General features: G+C 71.4%; 17 protein-coding genes and 1 riboswitch. Of the genes, 12 read left to right on the top strand and 5 right to left on the bottom strand.

The genetic code is table 11. The annotated features are described in order from the left end of the window. Nucleotides 1-64: 64 nt before the first annotated feature. A complete protein-coding gene (locus ACFWJ8_RS12240) occupies nt 65-1,021 on the bottom strand; it encodes an alpha/beta fold hydrolase (RefSeq protein WP_378811676.1) in 957 nt (318 codons plus the stop codon). A 66-nt stretch (nt 1,022-1,087) separates the two neighbouring features. Here ACFWJ8_RS12240 and ACFWJ8_RS12235 point away from each other — a divergent pair, with 66 nt between their 5' ends. The 4 genes from ACFWJ8_RS12235 to ACFWJ8_RS12220 all read left to right on the top strand — a co-directional run bounded on the left by ACFWJ8_RS12235 (nt 1,088) and on the right by ACFWJ8_RS12220 (nt 3,527). Next, the gene (locus ACFWJ8_RS12235) at nt 1,088-1,597 is read left to right on the top strand and encodes a carboxymuconolactone decarboxylase family protein (RefSeq protein ID WP_378811674.1); all 510 of its coding nucleotides are present in this window, start codon (nt 1,088-1,090) and stop codon (nt 1,595-1,597) included. Further along, nucleotides 1,594-2,352 (top strand): tyrosine-protein phosphatase, encoded by a 759-nt coding sequence (locus ACFWJ8_RS12230; protein ID WP_378811672.1) that lies wholly within the window; start codon nt 1,594-1,596, stop codon nt 2,350-2,352. The genes ACFWJ8_RS12235 and ACFWJ8_RS12230 overlap by 4 nt, the downstream gene beginning before the upstream one ends. Before the next feature lie 68 nt (nt 2,353-2,420). After that, a complete protein-coding gene (locus tag ACFWJ8_RS12225; RefSeq protein WP_378811671.1) occupies nt 2,421-2,897 on the top strand; it encodes an SIP domain-containing protein in 477 nt (158 codons plus the stop codon). 54 nt (nt 2,898-2,951) lie between these two features. Next, nucleotides 2,952-3,527, top strand: a complete 576-nt coding sequence (locus ACFWJ8_RS12220) for a hypothetical protein (protein WP_378811669.1) — start codon at nt 2,952-2,954, stop codon at nt 3,525-3,527. 1 nt (nt 3,528) lies between these two features. Here the strand turns inward: ACFWJ8_RS12220 and ACFWJ8_RS12215 are convergent, their stop codons facing one another. From ACFWJ8_RS12215 to ACFWJ8_RS12200, 4 genes are all read right to left on the bottom strand, one after another. Next, a complete protein-coding gene (locus ACFWJ8_RS12215; protein ID WP_378811667.1) occupies nt 3,529-3,987 on the bottom strand; it encodes a Fe-S oxidoreductase in 459 nt (152 codons plus the stop codon). A gap of 13 nt (nt 3,988-4,000) precedes the next feature. Continuing rightward, nucleotides 4,001-4,837 carry an arginase family protein gene (locus ACFWJ8_RS12210; protein ID WP_378811666.1) on the bottom strand — a complete coding sequence of 279 codons (837 nt, stop codon included), beginning with the start codon at nt 4,835-4,837 and terminating at the stop codon, nt 4,001-4,003. A 123-nt stretch (nt 4,838-4,960) separates the two neighbouring features. Beyond that, complete coding sequence (locus ACFWJ8_RS12205) at nt 4,961-5,701, bottom strand: PspA/IM30 family protein (protein WP_378811665.1); 741 nt, start codon at nt 5,699-5,701, stop codon at nt 4,961-4,963. A 68-nt stretch (nt 5,702-5,769) separates the two neighbouring features. Further along, nucleotides 5,770-7,782, bottom strand: coding sequence for a TPM domain-containing protein (locus ACFWJ8_RS12200; RefSeq protein ID WP_378811663.1), 2,013 nt, complete (start codon nt 7,780-7,782; stop codon nt 5,770-5,772). A 254-nt stretch (nt 7,783-8,036) separates the two neighbouring features. On the opposite strand from ACFWJ8_RS12200, the gene ACFWJ8_RS12195 reads away from it, so the two are divergent. From ACFWJ8_RS12195 to ACFWJ8_RS12160, 8 genes are all read left to right on the top strand, one after another. Further along, nucleotides 8,037-8,879, top strand: a complete 843-nt coding sequence (locus ACFWJ8_RS12195) for a DUF3097 family protein (protein WP_378811662.1) — start codon at nt 8,037-8,039, stop codon at nt 8,877-8,879. 139 nt (nt 8,880-9,018) lie between these two features. After that, a complete protein-coding gene (gene trmB, locus ACFWJ8_RS12190; protein ID WP_378811722.1) occupies nt 9,019-9,684 on the top strand; it encodes a tRNA (guanosine(46)-N7)-methyltransferase TrmB in 666 nt (221 codons plus the stop codon). Nucleotides 9,685-9,773: 89 nt separating this feature from the next. Continuing rightward, the gene (locus tag ACFWJ8_RS12185; protein ID WP_378811720.1) at nt 9,774-11,018 is read left to right on the top strand and encodes an MFS transporter; all 1,245 of its coding nucleotides are present in this window, start codon (nt 9,774-9,776) and stop codon (nt 11,016-11,018) included. Between the two features lie 21 nt (nt 11,019-11,039). Next, nucleotides 11,040-11,945 (top strand): type II CAAX prenyl endopeptidase Rce1 family protein, encoded by a 906-nt coding sequence (locus ACFWJ8_RS12180; protein ID WP_378811660.1) that lies wholly within the window; start codon nt 11,040-11,042, stop codon nt 11,943-11,945. A 57-nt stretch (nt 11,946-12,002) separates the two neighbouring features. Continuing rightward, nucleotides 12,003-12,066: riboswitch (guanidine-III (ykkC-III) riboswitch) on the top strand. Nucleotides 12,067-12,076: 10 nt separating this feature from the next. Then, nucleotides 12,077-12,397, top strand: a complete 321-nt coding sequence (locus ACFWJ8_RS12175) for a DMT family transporter (RefSeq protein WP_378811659.1) — start codon at nt 12,077-12,079, stop codon at nt 12,395-12,397. 49 nt (nt 12,398-12,446) lie between these two features. Next, entirely contained in the window at nt 12,447-13,283 is an 837-nt protein-coding gene (locus tag ACFWJ8_RS12170; RefSeq protein WP_378811658.1) for a mechanosensitive ion channel domain-containing protein, read from the top strand. A gap of 103 nt (nt 13,284-13,386) precedes the next feature. Beyond that, nucleotides 13,387-15,042, top strand: coding sequence for a SulP family inorganic anion transporter (locus tag ACFWJ8_RS12165; protein ID WP_378811656.1), 1,656 nt, complete (start codon nt 13,387-13,389; stop codon nt 15,040-15,042). Nucleotides 15,043-15,080: 38 nt separating this feature from the next. Beyond that, on the top strand, nt 15,081-16,952 hold the full coding sequence (locus tag ACFWJ8_RS12160; protein WP_378811654.1) for an alkyl/aryl-sulfatase: 1,872 nt from the start codon (nt 15,081-15,083) through the stop codon (nt 16,950-16,952). The last annotated feature ends 1 nt before the right edge of the window (nt 16,953 follow it).

Raw genomic sequence — 16,953 nt, 5'->3', positions numbered from 1 at the left:
GCGGTGCCCCGCGACAACCCACTACTCGGAACGCAACAGAAGCGTTAGGGCTTCCCGCGGTGCCTCATCCGGCTGCGGCGAGGGCGCGCAGACGGGTTCCGAGCTCCCGCGGGACGTCCTCCTGGACGTTGTGTCCCGACTCCACCTCGACGAGGGATGCCGCGGGCACCCGCCGCGCGAACTCCGCGGCATCCGCGTCCGTGAGGTAGCCCCGTGAGCCCCGGATGAGCGTGGTGGGAGCGGTGACGGCGGCCAGGTCCTCCCAGCCGGACTCGCCGAGCACGGCGGCCACGGCATCCTGCTGACGCTGCGCCGAAGCCGCCGCCGCGGGATCGGACGACATGGCGTTGGCGACGTGCGCGAAGTGGTGCTTCCACTCGACGCGCCCGTCGGGGCGCACGCGGGAGTTGAAGTAGACGCCGCGGGCGGCCTTGCGGCGCGTGCCGCCGCCGAGCCCGAACAACAGCGCCCGGTCGACGAGCTCGTCGCGCGAGGCCCAGTCCACCGGCCCCGCGAAGAACTCGCGGATCTGGCTGGCCCCGCCCTGGGGGTCGAGGCCCGGCGTGATGTCGATCACCACCAGCTCCCGGACGAGGTCGGGACGGGATGCCGCCACCGCCGCCGCGGTGAGGCCGCCGAGCGACTGCCCGACGAGCACCTGCGGTCCTTTCGCCCAGGCGTCGATGCCCGCGGCGACGTCGGGTGCGAGCACGCGCGCGACGTACGCGACGTCGTCGCGCCACGACGAGTCGCCGTGCCCCGGGAGGTCGATCGCGAGCGCAGGCAGCCCGAGGGCGAGGATCGTGGTGTCCCACGTGTGGGCGTTCAGGCCCGCGCCGTGCAGGAAGGTCACGACGGGGGCGGCGTCGGGCGCGTCGGCCGGCGTGTAGCGCAGCGCGCTCAGCGTGCGGCCGTCGCCGAGGGTGAGCGAGACGCGCTCGCCGCGGGGGACCGCGACATCCAGTCCCGCCTCCTCGGCCTGCTCGGGAAGGAACGAGAACTCGTCGATGGGGTCGCTCACCCGCTCATTGTGCCCCACGATGAACCGTCCGGCCGCGGCGGCGGCGCCCCTGGGTAGTCTGGCGTCATGACGGCAGAACACCGCGTGCATCTCTCGCGGGCGGCGCGACCCGCCTACCAGGCCCTCTCGGCCTTCTCGAAGACCGTCGGCGACATCGCGGCGGACAACGGCATCGATGACCGCCTCAAGGAGCTCGTGCAGATCCACGCGTCGCAGCTCAACGGCTGCGCCTACTGCGTCCGCGTGCATGTCGAGCGCGCGGTCGCAGCAGGCATCACGGCGGATGTCATCGCCCAGCTCGCGGTGTGGCGCGATTCGGGCGTCTTCACCGAACGCGAGCGGGCCGGGCTCGAACTCGCCGAAGCGTACGTGTTCATCCACGACGACGGAGTGCCCGACGACGTGTACGACCGCGTCGGCAGCGTGCTCAGCGAGAAGGAGTACGTCGGGCTCAGCTGGATCCTCGTGTCGATCAACGCGTTCAACCGCATCGCGATCGCGGGCCGTTACGGCGTGCCGCCCCGCGACGACCTCGCCGGCGAAGACAAGGACGCCGCGCGGGGCAAGGCCTGGTGACGACTTCCGGGCCCGAACGCTCCGACCCGCCGCCGGGATCCGACCCCGTCATCCCGGGAGCGGTGAACCTGCGCGACGTCGGCGGGCTGCGCGCGGGCGCCTCGGTCACGCGCCACGGCGTGCTGTTCCGCTCGGGCAACCTCGCCCGCCTCGACCTGTCGGGCACACGAGCGCTCGCCGATCTGCATCTGCGACGGATCATCGACCTCCGCGACGACGACGAGGTCGTGCGTGAGCCCAGCCGCCTCGACGGCGTCGATGTCGTGACGCAGCGCGTGCCGCTGTTCCTGGGTTCGGTCGAGTCGTTCTTCCGCGAGGACCTCAGCCTCGACGACATGTACCGCCACTTGGTCGACGACTCGTCCGGGGGAGTGGTCGACGTCGTGCGCGGCATCCTGGCGGATCAGCCCGTGCTCGTGCACTGCACCGTCGGCAAGGACCGCACCGGCGTCACGGTCGCCCTCACGCTCGCCGCTGCAGGCGTCGACGCCGATGCCGTCGTCGCCGACTACGCCCGCACCGAGGGGCTGCTGCCGGAGTACCGCAACCGCCGCGTCGTCGAGATGCTCCGGGCGATGCATCCCGATGCCGTGCACCTGGAGGACCTCGCGACGCGCTCGCCGGCACCGGTGATGCGGGCGCTCCTCGACGATGTGGCGGGCCGGTACGGCTCGGCCGCCGACTACCTCCGTGCGCACGGCCTCGCCGACGACGAGCTGGCCGAGCTGCGGCGCGTGCTGCTGCGGGCGACGTGAGGGCGCGGCATCCCTTCGTTACAGAGTGAGGTAAGGCAACCCTTCGTATGGGGTAGGCTGAAGGGGCCATGTCCCACACCACCTCGTCGCAGCCTGCCGTGCACAACGCCTCCGCGTGCCGTGCGTCGCGCCACACGCGCGTGCAGCACCTGATCACGGCCGACGAGTCGTCGCTGGCCGAGCTCGAGGCCGTGCTGGCGACGCTGCCCATCTGCTCGACCGGGCGGGTCTTCATCGAGGTGCCGGACGCCTCGTGGCTGGCCGACATCTCGGCCCCGAGCCGGATGGTCGTGACGTGGCTCGATCGCTCGCAGCGCTCGGGCGCGCCGGGCACGGGCCGCGGCTGCGGAGCAGGCGAAGCGCTCACGCGCGCCGTCACGGCGTGGGCCGGCGAGATGCTCTGCGCTGAGGACGACCAGACCCGCATCCACCTGCTGGGCGGCTACCTCGGCACCGCCGACATCGTCGATCACCTCGTGGGGCTCGGCATCCGCGCCGAGTCGATCCACGCTCCCGAGCAGTACGGCCTCACGACCGCCCGCTGAGCCTCCGCGTCCCCGCAGTCGCGTCGCGTCGGCACGCGTCGCTACAGTCGTGCCATGACGCAGACCGCCGTGCCCGCCGCCCCGCCCGCCGTCGACCCGCGTGATCTGCGCATGCCGGTGTGGGTCGTGGTGTGGCTCACCGTCTCGGCCGTCATCCAGACGTACGACGCGTGCTACGTGCTGCTGGGCCCGCTGTCGCACGCCGGCGGACCGCTCGCCGGATTCTGGCCAGGTCATGTGTTCTACAGCACCTTCGACCACCGCTACGGCCAGTTCGACGCCTTCGGCAGCGCGCAGAGCTGGGCCAACCTCGTCGAGGTGGTCTTCATCGTGTGGGCGCTGTTCCACACCCGCAAGTGGTCGGGCGTCGTCGTGGGCCTCATCGTCACCGTCGCGACGTTCTGGAAGACCGTCATTTACTTCCTCGTCGAAGCATCGAGCGGCCTGGAGATGACGCGGCAGTCCCTCGAGCGCGGCGACCTCGTCGGCTTCCTCATGGTCGCCGTGCTGCCGAACCTGTTCTGGATCGTCTTCCCGCTCGCGGTCGTGATCGTGCTCGGTCGTCAGGTGTACCGCGTGGGTCGTGCGGCCGGGATCGCCGTCCCGCCCGCTGCCAGGGACGCCGCCTGAGTCAGGCCGTGCCGCGCGGCACGTAGTTGCCGTCTTCGAGCCCGGCCTCGATCTCGAACCGGTTGCGCAACGGGTCACGACCGGCGAACAGGTACAGCACGGGCATCAGGAAGCCGTAGCGCTGCCACTGGCGCTTGTGCACGGCCTCGTGCCGCAGCAGCGCCGGGGTGAGCACGCCGTCGCCGGTGAGGAAGCATCCGCCCACGCACGATCCGCCGCGGGGGAACGTCCAGCGCGGCATCCCGCGGAACACCCACAGCCCTTCACGCTGCTCGACGCGGCCGACGCTCCACAGCGACCCCCACACCCAGCCGACGGTGCAGCCGTACCAGTAGCCGAGCCGGCTGATGGGGGAGTCGAGCAGGAACGACGGGATCAGCCGGTCGATCCGCCGCCCGCGGACGACGGAGCGCTCCGCGGCGGCGCGCCAGCCGGCCGGCGGTGCGGGGATGGGGCTCACGCGATCACGCCGTTCACGCCAGCACCGAGATCACGCGCAGGATCGCCCCGAGATCGTCGTTCGCGGCCGCCAGCGAAGCGGGCGAGTATCCGGCGAGGGATGCCCCGACCAGCGGCACCCGCGCGCGCAGCGCCGTCACGGCGGCCGTGAGCTCCGCCACGGTGACGCCGAAGGGCTCGGGGTGCGCGTTCCCCGCGATCTCGGCCGGATCCAGCGCGTCGATGTCGATGTGGATGTAGACCGCGTCCGCGCCGGTCGCGAGGACGGCGTCGGCCAGGGCCTCCGCGTCGCGCAGCGCCTCGACCGTGAGCGCCGCGATGCCGCGCTCTGCCACGAGATCGAGCTCGGGGTCGTCGAATGACCGGGCGCCGCCCACGACCACGCGCTCCGCCGCGACGGTCCCGACCGGGAGCGAGAGCCCGGGCTCGCCGTCGCCGATGACGGCGCGCAGCACCATGCCCGCGAACGCGCCCGACGGCGACGAGTCGGGGGAATTGAGGTCGGGGTGCGCGTCGATCCACACCACCGCGAGCCCCGGCGCGCGCCGTGCCGCGTGGGCGATGGGCGCGAGGGCGATGCCGCAGTCGCCGCCGATCGTGAGCACGGCCTCGTCCGGGGCTGCGGCGTGATGCGCATCCAGGGCTTCGGCGACGAGCCCGTTCACGCGCTGCAGGGCGCTGAGACGATGGATGCCGCTTCCCAGCGACTCCCCGGCCTCCATGGGCACGTCGAGCACCGTGGTGGCCGACCGTGGCAGGTCGCCGGCGATCGCCTGTGCGCCGTCGATCAGCTGCATCGCCCGCGACGAGGGGCTGCCCTGCCACTGCGGGACCACGAGGTATCGCGTCATCCCCTCATCTTCCCGCAGACCGCGGCCGCCGGCATCCGATTCGGGCACGCCCACGGCGAACGACGCAGGCATACGGAGGGCGCCGGACCCTGACGGGCCCGGCGCCCTCCGGCGTGCGGGGTCCTACTGCTCGATCGAGGCCGGCGCAGGTGCTGCGCCGGTCTTCAGCGCGGCAAGGCGCGCCTCGACCTCGGTCAGCTCGCCGACGTCCTCGAGGGCGTTGAACTGCGCGTCGAGCGTGGACGCGGCCAGCTCCTGCTTGCCGGCGGCGAGGGCCTCCTGGCGGCGGACCTTGTCTTCGAAGCGGCCGAGCTCGCTGGTCGGGTCGAGCACGTCGATCGACTTGACGGCGTCGTGGACCTTGTTCTGGGCCTCGGCGGTCTTGGCACGCGCGAGCAGCTCGGAGCGCTTGGCCTTCAGCTGCTCGAGCTTCTGCTTCATGCCATTGAGGCCCTCTTTGAGCTTGTCGACGACCTCGTTCTGCGTCGCGATGGTCGGCGCGATCGCCTTCGCCTCGTTCTCCTCGCTGATCTGGCGCTGCAGCGCGATCTTGGCGAGGTTGTCGAACTTGTCGGCGTCGGTCGTGTTGCCGGTCGTGCGCAGCTCGTCGGCCTTGCGGCTCGCCGCGAGCGCCTTGTTGCCCCACTCGGCGGCCGCCTGCGCGTCCTCCTGGTGGTCGCGCTCGAGCAGGCGCAGGTTGCCGATCGTCTCGGCGATGGCCGACTCGGCGTCGGCGATCGAGTTGGTGTAGTCGCGCACCAGCTGGTCGAGCATCTTCTGCGGGTCCTCGGCGGAGTCGAGGAGTGCGTTGATGTTCGCCTTCATGAGGGTCGAGATGCGACCGAAGATGGACTGCTTCGCCATCGGATTTCCTTTCATCGGACTTCAGGTCAGGTCGGGTCGGGTCGTGAGGATCGGGGACGGATGCCGGTTCAGAAGCGGCCACCTCCTCGGCGCGCGCGGGTGCCGCCGCCGCCGAAGCTGCCGGGACGCATGCCTCCGCCGCCGCCGCCCCCGCCGCCGAACATCCCGCCGAGCCCGCCGGAGGAGCGTCCGCCGCCTCCGCCGCTCAGCAGGGAGTTGATGACGATGCCGCCGAGCACCGCGCCGAGCATGCCGTTGCCGCCGCCGGACTGCCCGCCGCCGCCCATGCCGTTCATGCCGCCGAACGAGCCGACGTCGTTCTGCGCGAGCTGGATGGCCTGCCCGGCGAGCTGGTCGGCGCGCTGCGCCTGCTGCATCGCCTGCTGCGGGTCCGACGCCTGCAGCGCCTGCGCGCGGGCGAGCGAGGCGCCCGCTTCGGCGAGCCGCGTGCGCGCGTCGGCGCCGACCGCGCCGCGGCGTGCGGTGATGTAGTCCTCGGCGGCGGACACCTGCGCCTGCGCCTGCATCATGACCTGGCCGACCATCTGACGCGCGCGGTCGGCCTGGGCGGCGGCATCCCGCACGCCCTTCAGGAGCGCGTCGATCTGCGCGTTCGCCGCCTCCAGGCTCTGCAGGGCGACCAGTGGACGCTTCGCGCTGCCGCTGAGCTGCGCGCGGGCGGTCTCGAGCTGCTGCTTCGTGGCTGCGACGACGCCGGCGATGCGGCCGTCGGCGTCGGGCATCGCCGAGGCGGCGGCGATGTCGCCCTCCAGCTCGGTCACGAGGGCGGCGGCGTTGCGTTCGCCGGCCGCGAGGTCGTCGGCGAGCTTGTCGATCGCGTTCTCGAGCAGCGTCGCCTGACCGACGGCCTCTTCGGCGGCACGGATGCCGACCGCGGCCTCGCCGCCGTCTCCCGCGCCGATCGCCGCCTGTGCGGCGGTCAGCTGCTCGTCGGCGAACGCGAGCCGCTGCTGGGCCTGCGTGGGGTTGTCGGTGACCGTCGCGAGCGCCTCGGGAGCGTACGACCCCTGCAGCTCGCGCAGGCGCGCAGTTGCCTGATCGAGGGATGCCGCCGCCTTCGTCCGCTCGTCCTGCACGCGGCGCAGCGCCTCGGGGGCGTTCTGCTCCAGCTTGCGCAGCTCGTCGAACGCGGCGGCCTTCTCGTCGAGCAGCGTGTTGGCGGCCTCGCACAGGGCGATGATCCGCTCGTTCCACGCGCGGATGTCGTCGGGGGAGTCCGGCTGCTCGTCGTCGAGCTTCTGCTTGAGGCCGAACGCCTCGTCGAGCCCCTTCTGGGCGCTGCCCAGGGCCGCCTCGAACTCCGTGGTGGCGGCATCCCCGAACTGCGCCTTCGCGAACCCGAGCTCCTGCGTGCTGGTCTTGAGGGCGTCGTCGGTCTGCACGAGCAGTGACGACGCGCGACGCTGCAGCTCTTCGATGCTCACCTGCGGCGCGCCTGCCGGGCCACCGGTCACGGCCTCCTTCTTGCGACGTCGCAGGAACATCACGAGCAGCAGGACGCCGACGCCGATCACGATGATCACGAGCAGCCACGTCAACCACGAGGAGCCCCCGCCCGCGGTGGCGTCGCCGGAGCCCGAGCCGCCGTTCTTCGCGTCGGTGAGACCCGTGGCGGCCGCGTCCACGGCCCCCACCCAGTCGTCGTCGCGCAGTGCGGGCTGGATCTGCGTCTGCTCGATGGTGGCGAGCTGGTCCTCGCTGATCGGGCCCGACGAGTCGCCCGAGAGGTAGTACTGGCGCCCGTCGGTCGAGACCGCGAGGAGGTACTGCGTCGGGCCGAGGCCGTTGTCCTGCGCGGTCTGGTTGGCCCAGTCGGCCGAGTCCGACGGGTCGGTGAACTCATCGACGAACACCACCCACAGCCCCAGGCCGGTGTCGGCGCTGAACTGCTCCAAGCGTGCCTCGGCGGTCGCCTCGTCCGCGGACGACAGCACGCCGGCGTCGTCGAGCACGTACGTGCTGTCGAGCGTCACGGGGGCCGTGGCCGCCGCTGCTCCGCCGACCGCCGTGGCCGCGATCACCGCAGCAGACACGAGCGCTGCAGTCCATCGCAGACGCATCGAAACCCCCTTCGGGACGCCGTCCCCTTTGGGCGAGTCTATTCAGCCGCGCGGACGCCGCGGTAGCTCGGCGCCCCGTCCCCACGTGTGTGTTCGCCGAGAACGTACGTTTTCGTCGAGGACGCAGGTTGTCGACGCGGAAGACGTGCTGATTCGGCGAGACCGCACGTTCTCGGCGGGGAGAAGCGCGTCCGCCGCGTCGCTGCGCGGCCGCGGCGGCACCAGACGGTAGCGTTTCGGCTTCGGAGGAGACGATGGACGATCGCTACGGCGCCGACGTGCTGGCCACGGGATGGAAGGGCCACGGGGTGCGGGAGCTGCCGCGGGTGGCGGCATCCCGCGATCTCGTCGTGGAGGTCGCCGACGACGGCTTCTGCGGGGCCGTCGTGGGCGTGGCCGGCGGCATGGTCGAGCTGGAGGACCGCCGCGGCAGGCGTCGCCTGTTCCCGCTGGGCGCCGGGTTCCTGATCGACGGCCGAGACATCGTGCTGGGGCCGCCGGTGGCCGCGCCCGTCGCGAAGGGGCCGCAGCGCACGGCGTCCGGCTCTTTCGCCGCGCCCGACGCCCGCGCCCGCACGGCGCGCGCGAGCCGAATCCTCGTCGAAGGCCGGCACGACGCCGAGCTCGTCGAGAAGGTGTGGGGCGACGACCTGCGTGCGGAGGGCGTCGTCGTCGAGTACCTCCAGGGCATCGATCTGCTGGAGTCCGCACTTGACGAGGAGCCGCCGTCGGCCTCCCGTCGCTACGGCGTGCTGGTCGACCATCTCGTGCCGCGCTCCAAGGAGTCCCGCATCGCGGAGCAGATCGGCCGCGGCCGCCACGGTGCGCACGTGCTCATCGTCGGGCACCCCTGGATCGACGTGTGGCAGTGCGTCACGCCGCGCGCGATGGGCATCGAGCGCTGGCCCGACGTCCCGCGCGGCATCGAGTTCAAGGTCGGCGTGTGCCGCGCGCTCGGCTGGCCCGCGCGCGATCAGGCCGATCTCGCCCGCGCGTGGCAGCGGATCCTCGCGAGCGTCACCACCTACCGCGACCTCGAGCCCGCGTTCCTCGGCCGTGTCGAAGAGCTCATCGACTTCGTCACCGCCCCGGCGTGAGGGCGGGAATCCGCACCCCGCGCCACGCGGCGTCCCGGGTGCTCGGTAGCCTGGAGGGGTGACCGAAGCCGCCACGCCTTCCCCGGAGCCCCGCACCTACCGTGACAAGCCGGTGTCGTTCGTGCGCCGCAGCGGCCGCATGTCGGAGGCGCAGGAGCGCGCCTGGACCGAGCTCGCGCCGCAGTACGTGCTCGAGTCGCCGCGCGACCGGGCGTCGACCAGCATCCGCCCGGGCTCCGCGGTCGACCCCGCATCCGTGTGGGGGCGCGAGGCGCCGCTCGTCGTCGAGATCGGCTCGGGGCAGGGGCACGCGATCGTCCACGCGGCGACGTCGCATCCCGACACGGACTTCCTCGCGATCGAGGTGTTCCGCGCCGGGCTCGCGCGCACGATGCTCGACGCCGACCGCGCGGGGGCGCGCAATCTTCGTCTCGTCGAGGCGAACGCACCGGAGGTGCTGCAGCACCTGCTGCCGCCGGCATCCATCGATGAGCTGTGGGTCTTCTTCCCCGATCCGTGGCACAAGACCAAGCACAACAAGCGCCGCCTCGTGACGCCCGAGTTCGCCGCGACGGCCGCCGCCGCGCTCAAGGACGGCGGCGTGCTGCGGCTCGCCACCGACTGGGAGGACTACGCGCTGCAGATGCGCGAGGTCATGTCGGTCGCGCCCGACTTCTCGGCGATGTTCGAGGGGGAGTGGGCGCCGCGCTTCGACGGCCGCGTCCTGACCGCGTTCGAGCGCAAGGGCTCCGCGAAGGGGCGCGACATCCGCGACCTCTCGTATCGCCGCGCCCCGAGGACATGAGCGGAGGGCCCGGGCCGGTGACGGGGCCGGTGTCGCTGCCCGAGCCCGAGCCCGAGCCAGGGCCGCACCGGCGTGATCCGTGGCGCTTCGTGCGGCCGCTGGCACATCGCGACTTCCGCATGCTGTTCGGCGCCGTCGTGCTGTCGATCTTCGGCGCCGGCATGTGGGCCGTCGTCATGGTCTACACCGTCATCGGCGCGGGCGGCGGCCCGATCGATCTGTCGATCGTGGCCGCTGCCAACGCCGTGGGGCTGCTCGCGTGCGCCATCCCCGGCGGCATCGCGGCCGATCGCATCCCGCGCCGCCTGATCCTGCGTGTGGTGGAGGTGCTGAACCTGCTCGCCATCACGTCGGTCGCCGTCGCCGGCCTGTTCGGAGCCGTCACGATCCCGCACCTGGCGATCGTGGCCTTCGTGCTGGGGGCGGGGGCCGGGTTCTTCTTCCCGGCGTACAGCGCGATCCTGCCGCGCATCCTGCCGCCGGCGCAGCTGCTGGCCGCCAACGGGCTCGAGGGCGCGATCCGGCCCGCCCTGCAGCAGGCGGCGGGGCCCGCCGCGGCCGGCGTGATCGTCGCGGCCGTGCTGGCTCCGGCGCACGCGGCGTGGGGCGTCGTGGCGGCGCACGCGCTGGCGCTCGTGCTGCTGCTGTTCGTGCGCCCGGAACCGGCCCCGGAAGCCGGTGAGGCCCGCGAGGCGCCCGAGGGCGTGCGCGGCGTGCTGCACGACCTGCACGAGGCGGTGAGCTTCACGATCCGCACGCCGTGGCTGCTGTGGACCCTGCTGTTCGCGACCGGCTGGGTCCTGGTGTTCCTCGGCCCCGAAGAAGTCCTGCTGCCGTTCGTCACGCGCGAGCGCGTCGGTGAGGATCCGCGCCTGTTCGGCTTCCTCCTCGCGGTCTACGGCATCGGCGGGGTGCTCGGCTCGATCGTGGTGTCGTCGCTCAAGCTCCCGCGTCGGTACCTCACGGTGATGATGGGCGTGTGGGGTGTGAGCACACTGCCGTTCGCGGTCGTCGGGGTCACGCACGAGTACTGGCTGATGGCCGTGTGCCTGTTCCTCGTCGGCTTCGGCTTCAGCTACGGCAACGTCATCTGGGGCACGCTCCTGCAGCGCCGTGTGCCGCGTCACATGCTCGGTCGCATCTCGAGCCTCGACTTCTTCGTCTCGCTCGCCCTCATGCCGCTGTCGATGGCGCTCGCCGGACCGCTGGCTGCCGTCGTGCCGGTCGAGGCGATCTTCATCGCGGCGGGCGTGATCCCGCTGATCCTCGGCGCGATCGCCTATGTCGTGGCGCGCATGCACAAGGACGAGCTCGCCCACCCTCTCGACCACTGAACGACGCCGCAGGAGCCGCTCATGCCCGCACACCCCGACGCCGCACCCGTCACCGTCCCGGTGGGGTGGTCGTGGCGCCTGGCGCCGGCGCTCGTGGTGTGCTCGGCCGCGCCGGCCTTCTTCGTGGTGCGGCTCCCGTGGCTCGGCTGGTCGCTGCTCGCGCTCGGACTCGCGCTCGCGTGGCTGGTGCAGCGGAGGGATGCCGCCACCCGGCCGGATGCCTTCACGACGACGGCCGGGGCGGTCGAGGCCGCCGGCATCCGGTCCCCCTCTCTCGTCCGCGACCTGTCGCTCATCGCCGCGGGGCTCCTGGTGGTGAGTGCGATCTCGCTGAAGGCCGAGCTCGACGACCTCGCGATGCTGCGCTTCGCGCTCGCCCTCGGGGGAGCGGTGGTGGTTCCGTACGTGCTGTCGCGCTGGGTCTACCGCGACCGGGCGATCCGGTTCCCATGGCGCGGCGGCGGGCGCTGGACGACGTTCCAGTGGGTGTGGCTGGCGGCCGTGCTCGTGCTCGGGTGGCTGATCCTGCCGTTCTACTTCATCACCTCCGGCGTGTACCTGAACTGGCCCGTGGTCGACACCCCCGAGCTCATCGCGCGCCTGTTCGTGGGGGTCGGCGCCGTCGGCATCTGGGACGAGCTCTTCTTCATCTGCACGTGCTTCGCGCTGCTGCGGCGGCACTTCCCGTTCTGGCAGGCCAACGCGCTGCAGGCGGTCGTGTTCGTTTCGTTCCTGTGGGAGCTCGGCTATCAGGCGTGGGGACCGCTGCTCACGATCCCGTTCGCGCTGCTGCAGGGCTTCATCTTCATGAAGACGCGCTCGCTCACGTACGTCGTGACGGTGCACCTGCTTTTCGACGCCATCGTCTTCCTCGTGCTCGTCCACGCGCACAACCCGGGTCTGCTCGACGGGCTGTTCCTCGTCTGAGCGGCTGACCGGCACCCTTGCCCAGGCCCTGCCCAGACCCGTCGGGTAGGCTGACTCACGGATCCCCGACAGGGTCCCCGGACGACGGATCAGTACCCGGTGCGCGACAAGACTGGCCAGGAGGCACAGTCATGTCGTGGGTCATCCTCATCCTCTCGGGCGTGCTCGAAGCAGTCTGGGCGACCGCGCTCGGAAAGTCCGAGGGCTTCACGAAGCTCTGGCCGAGCATCGTCTTCGGCGTCGCACTCGTGGCCAGCATGGGTGGCCTCGCGTGGGCGATGCGCGACATCTCCACCGGCACCGCCTACGCGGTGTGGGTCGGGATCGGTGCCTCGCTGACCGTCGCCTACGCGATGATCACGGGCGACGAGGCGTTCTCGTTCGTCAAGATGCTCCTCATCCTCGGCCTCGTGGGCTGCGTCGTGGGGCTCAAGCTCGTCGGCCACGAGTGAGATCGGCGAGGCGCGGCCGGGCGGCGGCATCCCCTCGTAGTCTTGCGCCGTGGATTTCAGCGAGTTCCTGAGCACGTCGACGATCACGTGGTGGGAGCTGCTGCTCGCTGTCGTCGCGGTGGTGGCAGGGTGGATCGCGTCCCGCTTCGCGAAGAAGGGCGTCACAGCCCTGATGGCGCGGGTGCCCAACGCCACGCCGGCGATGACGCGCTTCGCCGCCCACTTCGCGCAGTACTCGCTGCTGCTGCTCGGGATCGGCGTGGGACTGGCGTTCCTCGGCGCGAACATCCAGCCGCTGCTGGCCGTCGTGATCGTGCTCGCGATCGTCGGCGTCCTCGTGCTGCGGGGAGTGGCCGACAACTTCGCCGCGAGCGTGCTGATCGCCACCCGCCGGCCGATCGTCGTCGGGGAGCAGATCACGGTGGAGGGTCCTGACGGCGAGCTGTGGTCGGGCATCGTCAGCGAGCTGAACACGCGCAGCGTGGTGCTGCTCACGGCCGACGGCCGCACGGTGCACGTCCCCAACGCCAAGCTGCTGGGCGACGCGCTCGTCAACGATTCGCGCCACGGCGCGCTGCGCAGCACGGTGCAGGTGAGGGCCGAGCGCGCGGGCGCGAGCATCGACGACGTCGTGAAGACGCTGGTGGATGCCGCCACCGCCGTCGACGGCGTGCACGAGATCCCCGTGGTCGCGGTCGTGATGACGGCGATCTCGCCTGAGCGCATCGTCGCGAGCGTCCAGTTCTGGCACCGGCCGGAGGACGGGCTCACGGTGAGGTCGGCTGTCGTGCGGGCCCTCGCGGATGCCCTCGCCGCACGCCACGGCGCCTCGGTCGTGACGAGCGAGGTGCCGGTGGCGCCGCTCATCCCCGCCGACCCGGTCTGACGCGCCCTCTGCCGCACGTGCGCGCACCGTGGGTCCCGTGCCAGGGTGGAGGGGATTCGCCGTCGTATCGGCGACCGCCGTTGCCGTCACCACAGGAGCCGGAATGCAGCGACCGCTCGCAGGTCTGACCTCGAAGAACCTCGTCCGAGAGCTGACCGCGGGAGTCACGCTCCTGGCGATCGCGATCCCCCTGAACATCGGGTACGCGCAGATCGCGGGGCTCCCGCCGACCGCGGGCCTCTACGCCCTCATCGTCCCCACCCTCGTGTACGCGCTCGTGGTGTCGTCGCGCCAGCTGGTGCTGTCGCCGGACGCGGCGGCCGCCGCGCTGGTCGGCTCATCGCTCGGCGGCCTGGCCACGGCAGGGAGCGCCGACTACTCGACGCTCGCACTGGCGCAGGCGATCATCTGCGGAGTCATGTTCCTGCTGATGTCGGTGTTCAAGCTCGGATTCCTCGCCAACTTCCTCTCGAAGCCGATCCTGGTCGGCTTCGTCGGCGGCCTGGCGCTGGACATCCTCGTCAGCCAGATCGCGAAGATGCTGGGCGTCAAGATCAACTCGGGCGGCGAGTTCGTCGAGAAGGTCGGCGACCTGGTGAGCGGGATCGGGACCGTCAACGGCTGGTCGCTGCTGATCTCCGCGGCGTCGGTGGCCGTGCTGATGATCGGCGCGCGCCTGCTCAAGGCCGTGCCGTGGGCGCTCATCGTCCTCATCATCTCGACGGTCGTGGTCGTGCTCACCGCGCTCGACCAGCAGGGCGTCGACGTGCTGGGCGCTGTGCCGGCAGGTCCGCCGACTCTCACGTGGCCGGTCATCGACTGGACGATGTGGCTCGCGCTGATCCCGTCGGCCATCGCCCTCACCCTCGTGACGACTGCCGAGGGTCTGCTCGTCTCCCGCTCCTACGGCGAGAAGCACCGGTACCCGTTCCACGCCAACCGCGACCTTTTCGCGTTCGGGCTGAGCAACATCGTCGCGGGCACGCAGGCCAGCTTCGCGATGGGCTCGTCCACGTCGCGCACGGCGGCCATGGACTCCGCCGGCTCGCGCACCCAGCTGCCGTCGCTCGTGCTCGCCGTCGGCACGCTGCTGCTCCTGCTGTTCGGCACTGCGCTCCTCGCCGACATCCCCTCACCCGCGATCGGCGCCGTCGTGGGCGTCGCCGTCCTGCCGCTGCTGGGCATCAAGGAGTTCCGCGGGCTGTGGAAGCAGGATCGCTTCGAGTTCGCCGTCGGCGCCGTGTGCTTCCTCGTGACGCTGTTCGTCGGCGCGATCCCCGGCATCGTCGTGGCGTTCGTGCTGGCGCTGATCAACCTGGCCAAGCGGGCCGCCAACCCCGCCATCGACGTTCTCGAGTCCGACGGCGACCCGAAGGAGTCCCTCCTGGAAGAGGCGACGACCGGTCAGAGCACGGCGCCGGGCGTGGTCGTGGTGCGCCTCGCGGCACCGCTGTTCTTCGCGAACGGCGCGGTGTTCACCGCCGCCGTCAAGAAGGCGGTGACGGGGGCATCCGATCCGGTCCACCACGTCGTGATCGACCTCGAAGCGGTCACCGACGTCGATGTGACCGGCGCCGAGGCGTTCGCATCGCTGGAGGACTGGCTCAGGGGAGAGGACGTGTCCCTGGCGTTCAGCCGTGCGCGGCCACGCACCAGACAGCGCCTGCAGAAGCTCGGGCTCGTCACCGACGAGACGTTCTACGCCACGAACCGGGCCGCCGTGGCGGCCCTCGCCGAGCCGGTACCGCACAAGGACTGAGGACGCGGTCGCACGACCGCCACGAAAGGAAAGAAGACATGCAACAGCGCGAGCCCGAGGCGTCGATCCGGGAGGCACAGGCGAGGCTGCGCGCCTCGCTGCCGTTCGACGACGTGGACGACTTCGCTGCCGCCGACCGCGGCTTCATCGGAACACTCGACGACCCGAAGATCCGCAACGCCGCAGGGGACGTGGTGTGGGATGCCGCGGCCTACGACTTCATCCAGGGCGACGCTCCCGACTCGGTCAACCCGAGCCTGTGGCGCCAGTCGAAGCTCGTCGCCAAGCACGGCCTGTACGAGGTCGTCGAGGGGCTGTACCAGGTGCGCGGCCTCGACCTGTCGGTGATGTCGTTCATCGAAGGCGACACCGGCGTCATCGTCGTCGACCCGCTGATCTCGAAGGAGACCGGTGCGGCCGCCCTCGAGCTGTACCGTCGCCACCGCGGCGACCGCCCGGTGACCGCCGTCATCTTCACGCACAGCCACATCGACCACTTCGGCGGCGTGCTGGGCTTCGTGAGCGCGGACGACGTGTCCTCGGGGCGCGTGCAGATCCTTGCGCCCGAGGGCTTCCTGGAGCACTCGGTGGCGGAGAACGTCTACGCAGGTGTCGCCATGGGGCGCCGCGCCGGGTACATGTACGGCGCAGCGCTCGCGCGGGGCCCGCAGGGCGCGGTCGGGGCGGGGCTCGGCCAGACCACGTCGACGGGTGAGGCGACGATCCTGCCGCCGTCGCGGGAGATCACCACGACCGGCGAGAAGCACACGATCGACGGCGTCGAGTTCGAGTTCCAGATGGCGCCGGGCACCGAGGCGCCGTCCGAGATGCATTTCTACATCCCGCGGTACCGCGCGCTGTGCATGGCGGAGAACGCGACGCACACGCTGCACAACCTGCTCACGCTGCGCGGCGCGGTCGTTCGCGATCCGCACGTGTGGTCGCACTACCTCACCGAGGCGATCGAGCGGTTCGGCGGCGAGGCGGAAGTCGTCTTCACGTCGCACCACTGGCCGACGTGGGGCAACGCCGAGATCACGAGGTTCCTCGGCATCCAGCGCGATCTGTACGGCTATCTGCACGACCAGACGCTGCGCCTGCTGAACCAGGGCTACAACGGCGCCGAGATCGCCGAGATGATCCAGATGCCGCCCGCGCTGGAGGCGTCGTGGAGCACCCACGGCTACTACGGGTCGGTGAGCCACAACGTCAAGGCGATCTACCAGCGCTATATGGGCTGGTTCGACGGCAACCCCGCCCGCCTGTGGCCGCACCCGCCGAAGCCGCTCGCCGAACGCTACGTCGCTGCGATCGGCGGCGTCGATCGCGTCGTCGAGCTGGCGCAGGAGGCGTTCGACGCCGGGGACTTCCGCTGGGCGGCGACGCTGCTCGACCACGCGGTGTTCGCCGACGAGGATCACGCCGGTGCGCGAACGCTGTATGCCGACACGCTGGAGCAGCTCGCGTACGGTGCGGAGAACGGCACGTGGCGCAACTTCTTCCTGTCGGGCGCGACGGAGCTGCGTGAGGGCAACTTCGGCACGCCGACGCAGACCAATGCACCGCTGATCCTCGCCCAGCTCACTCCCGAGCAGCTGTTCGACGCCGTCGCGATCCGCGTGGACGGTCCCAAGGCGTGGGATCTGTCCCTCGCGATCGACGTCACGCTGTCGGACCTCGGTCGCAGCTTCCACCTGTCGCTGGGCAACGGCGTGCTGGTCTACGTCGAGCGGGATCCGGACGCGGCGACGCCGCTCGGCCTCACGCTCACCAAGCCGCGGCTCATCCTCCTCGCGGGCGGTGACACCGAGTCGGCCGGCATCGAAGTGCGCGGCGACATCTCGGTGCTGACGCAGCTGCTCGAGGTGCTCGACCAGGGCGACCCGGACTTCGACATCGTCACCCCCTGAG

This window comes from Microbacterium sp. NPDC058389 (assembly GCF_042722305.1).
Taxonomy (GTDB): domain Bacteria; phylum Actinomycetota; class Actinomycetes; order Actinomycetales; family Microbacteriaceae; genus Microbacterium.
The sequence above is the reverse complement of the archived record's forward strand: the minus strand, read 5'-3'. Positions and strand labels throughout refer to the sequence as shown.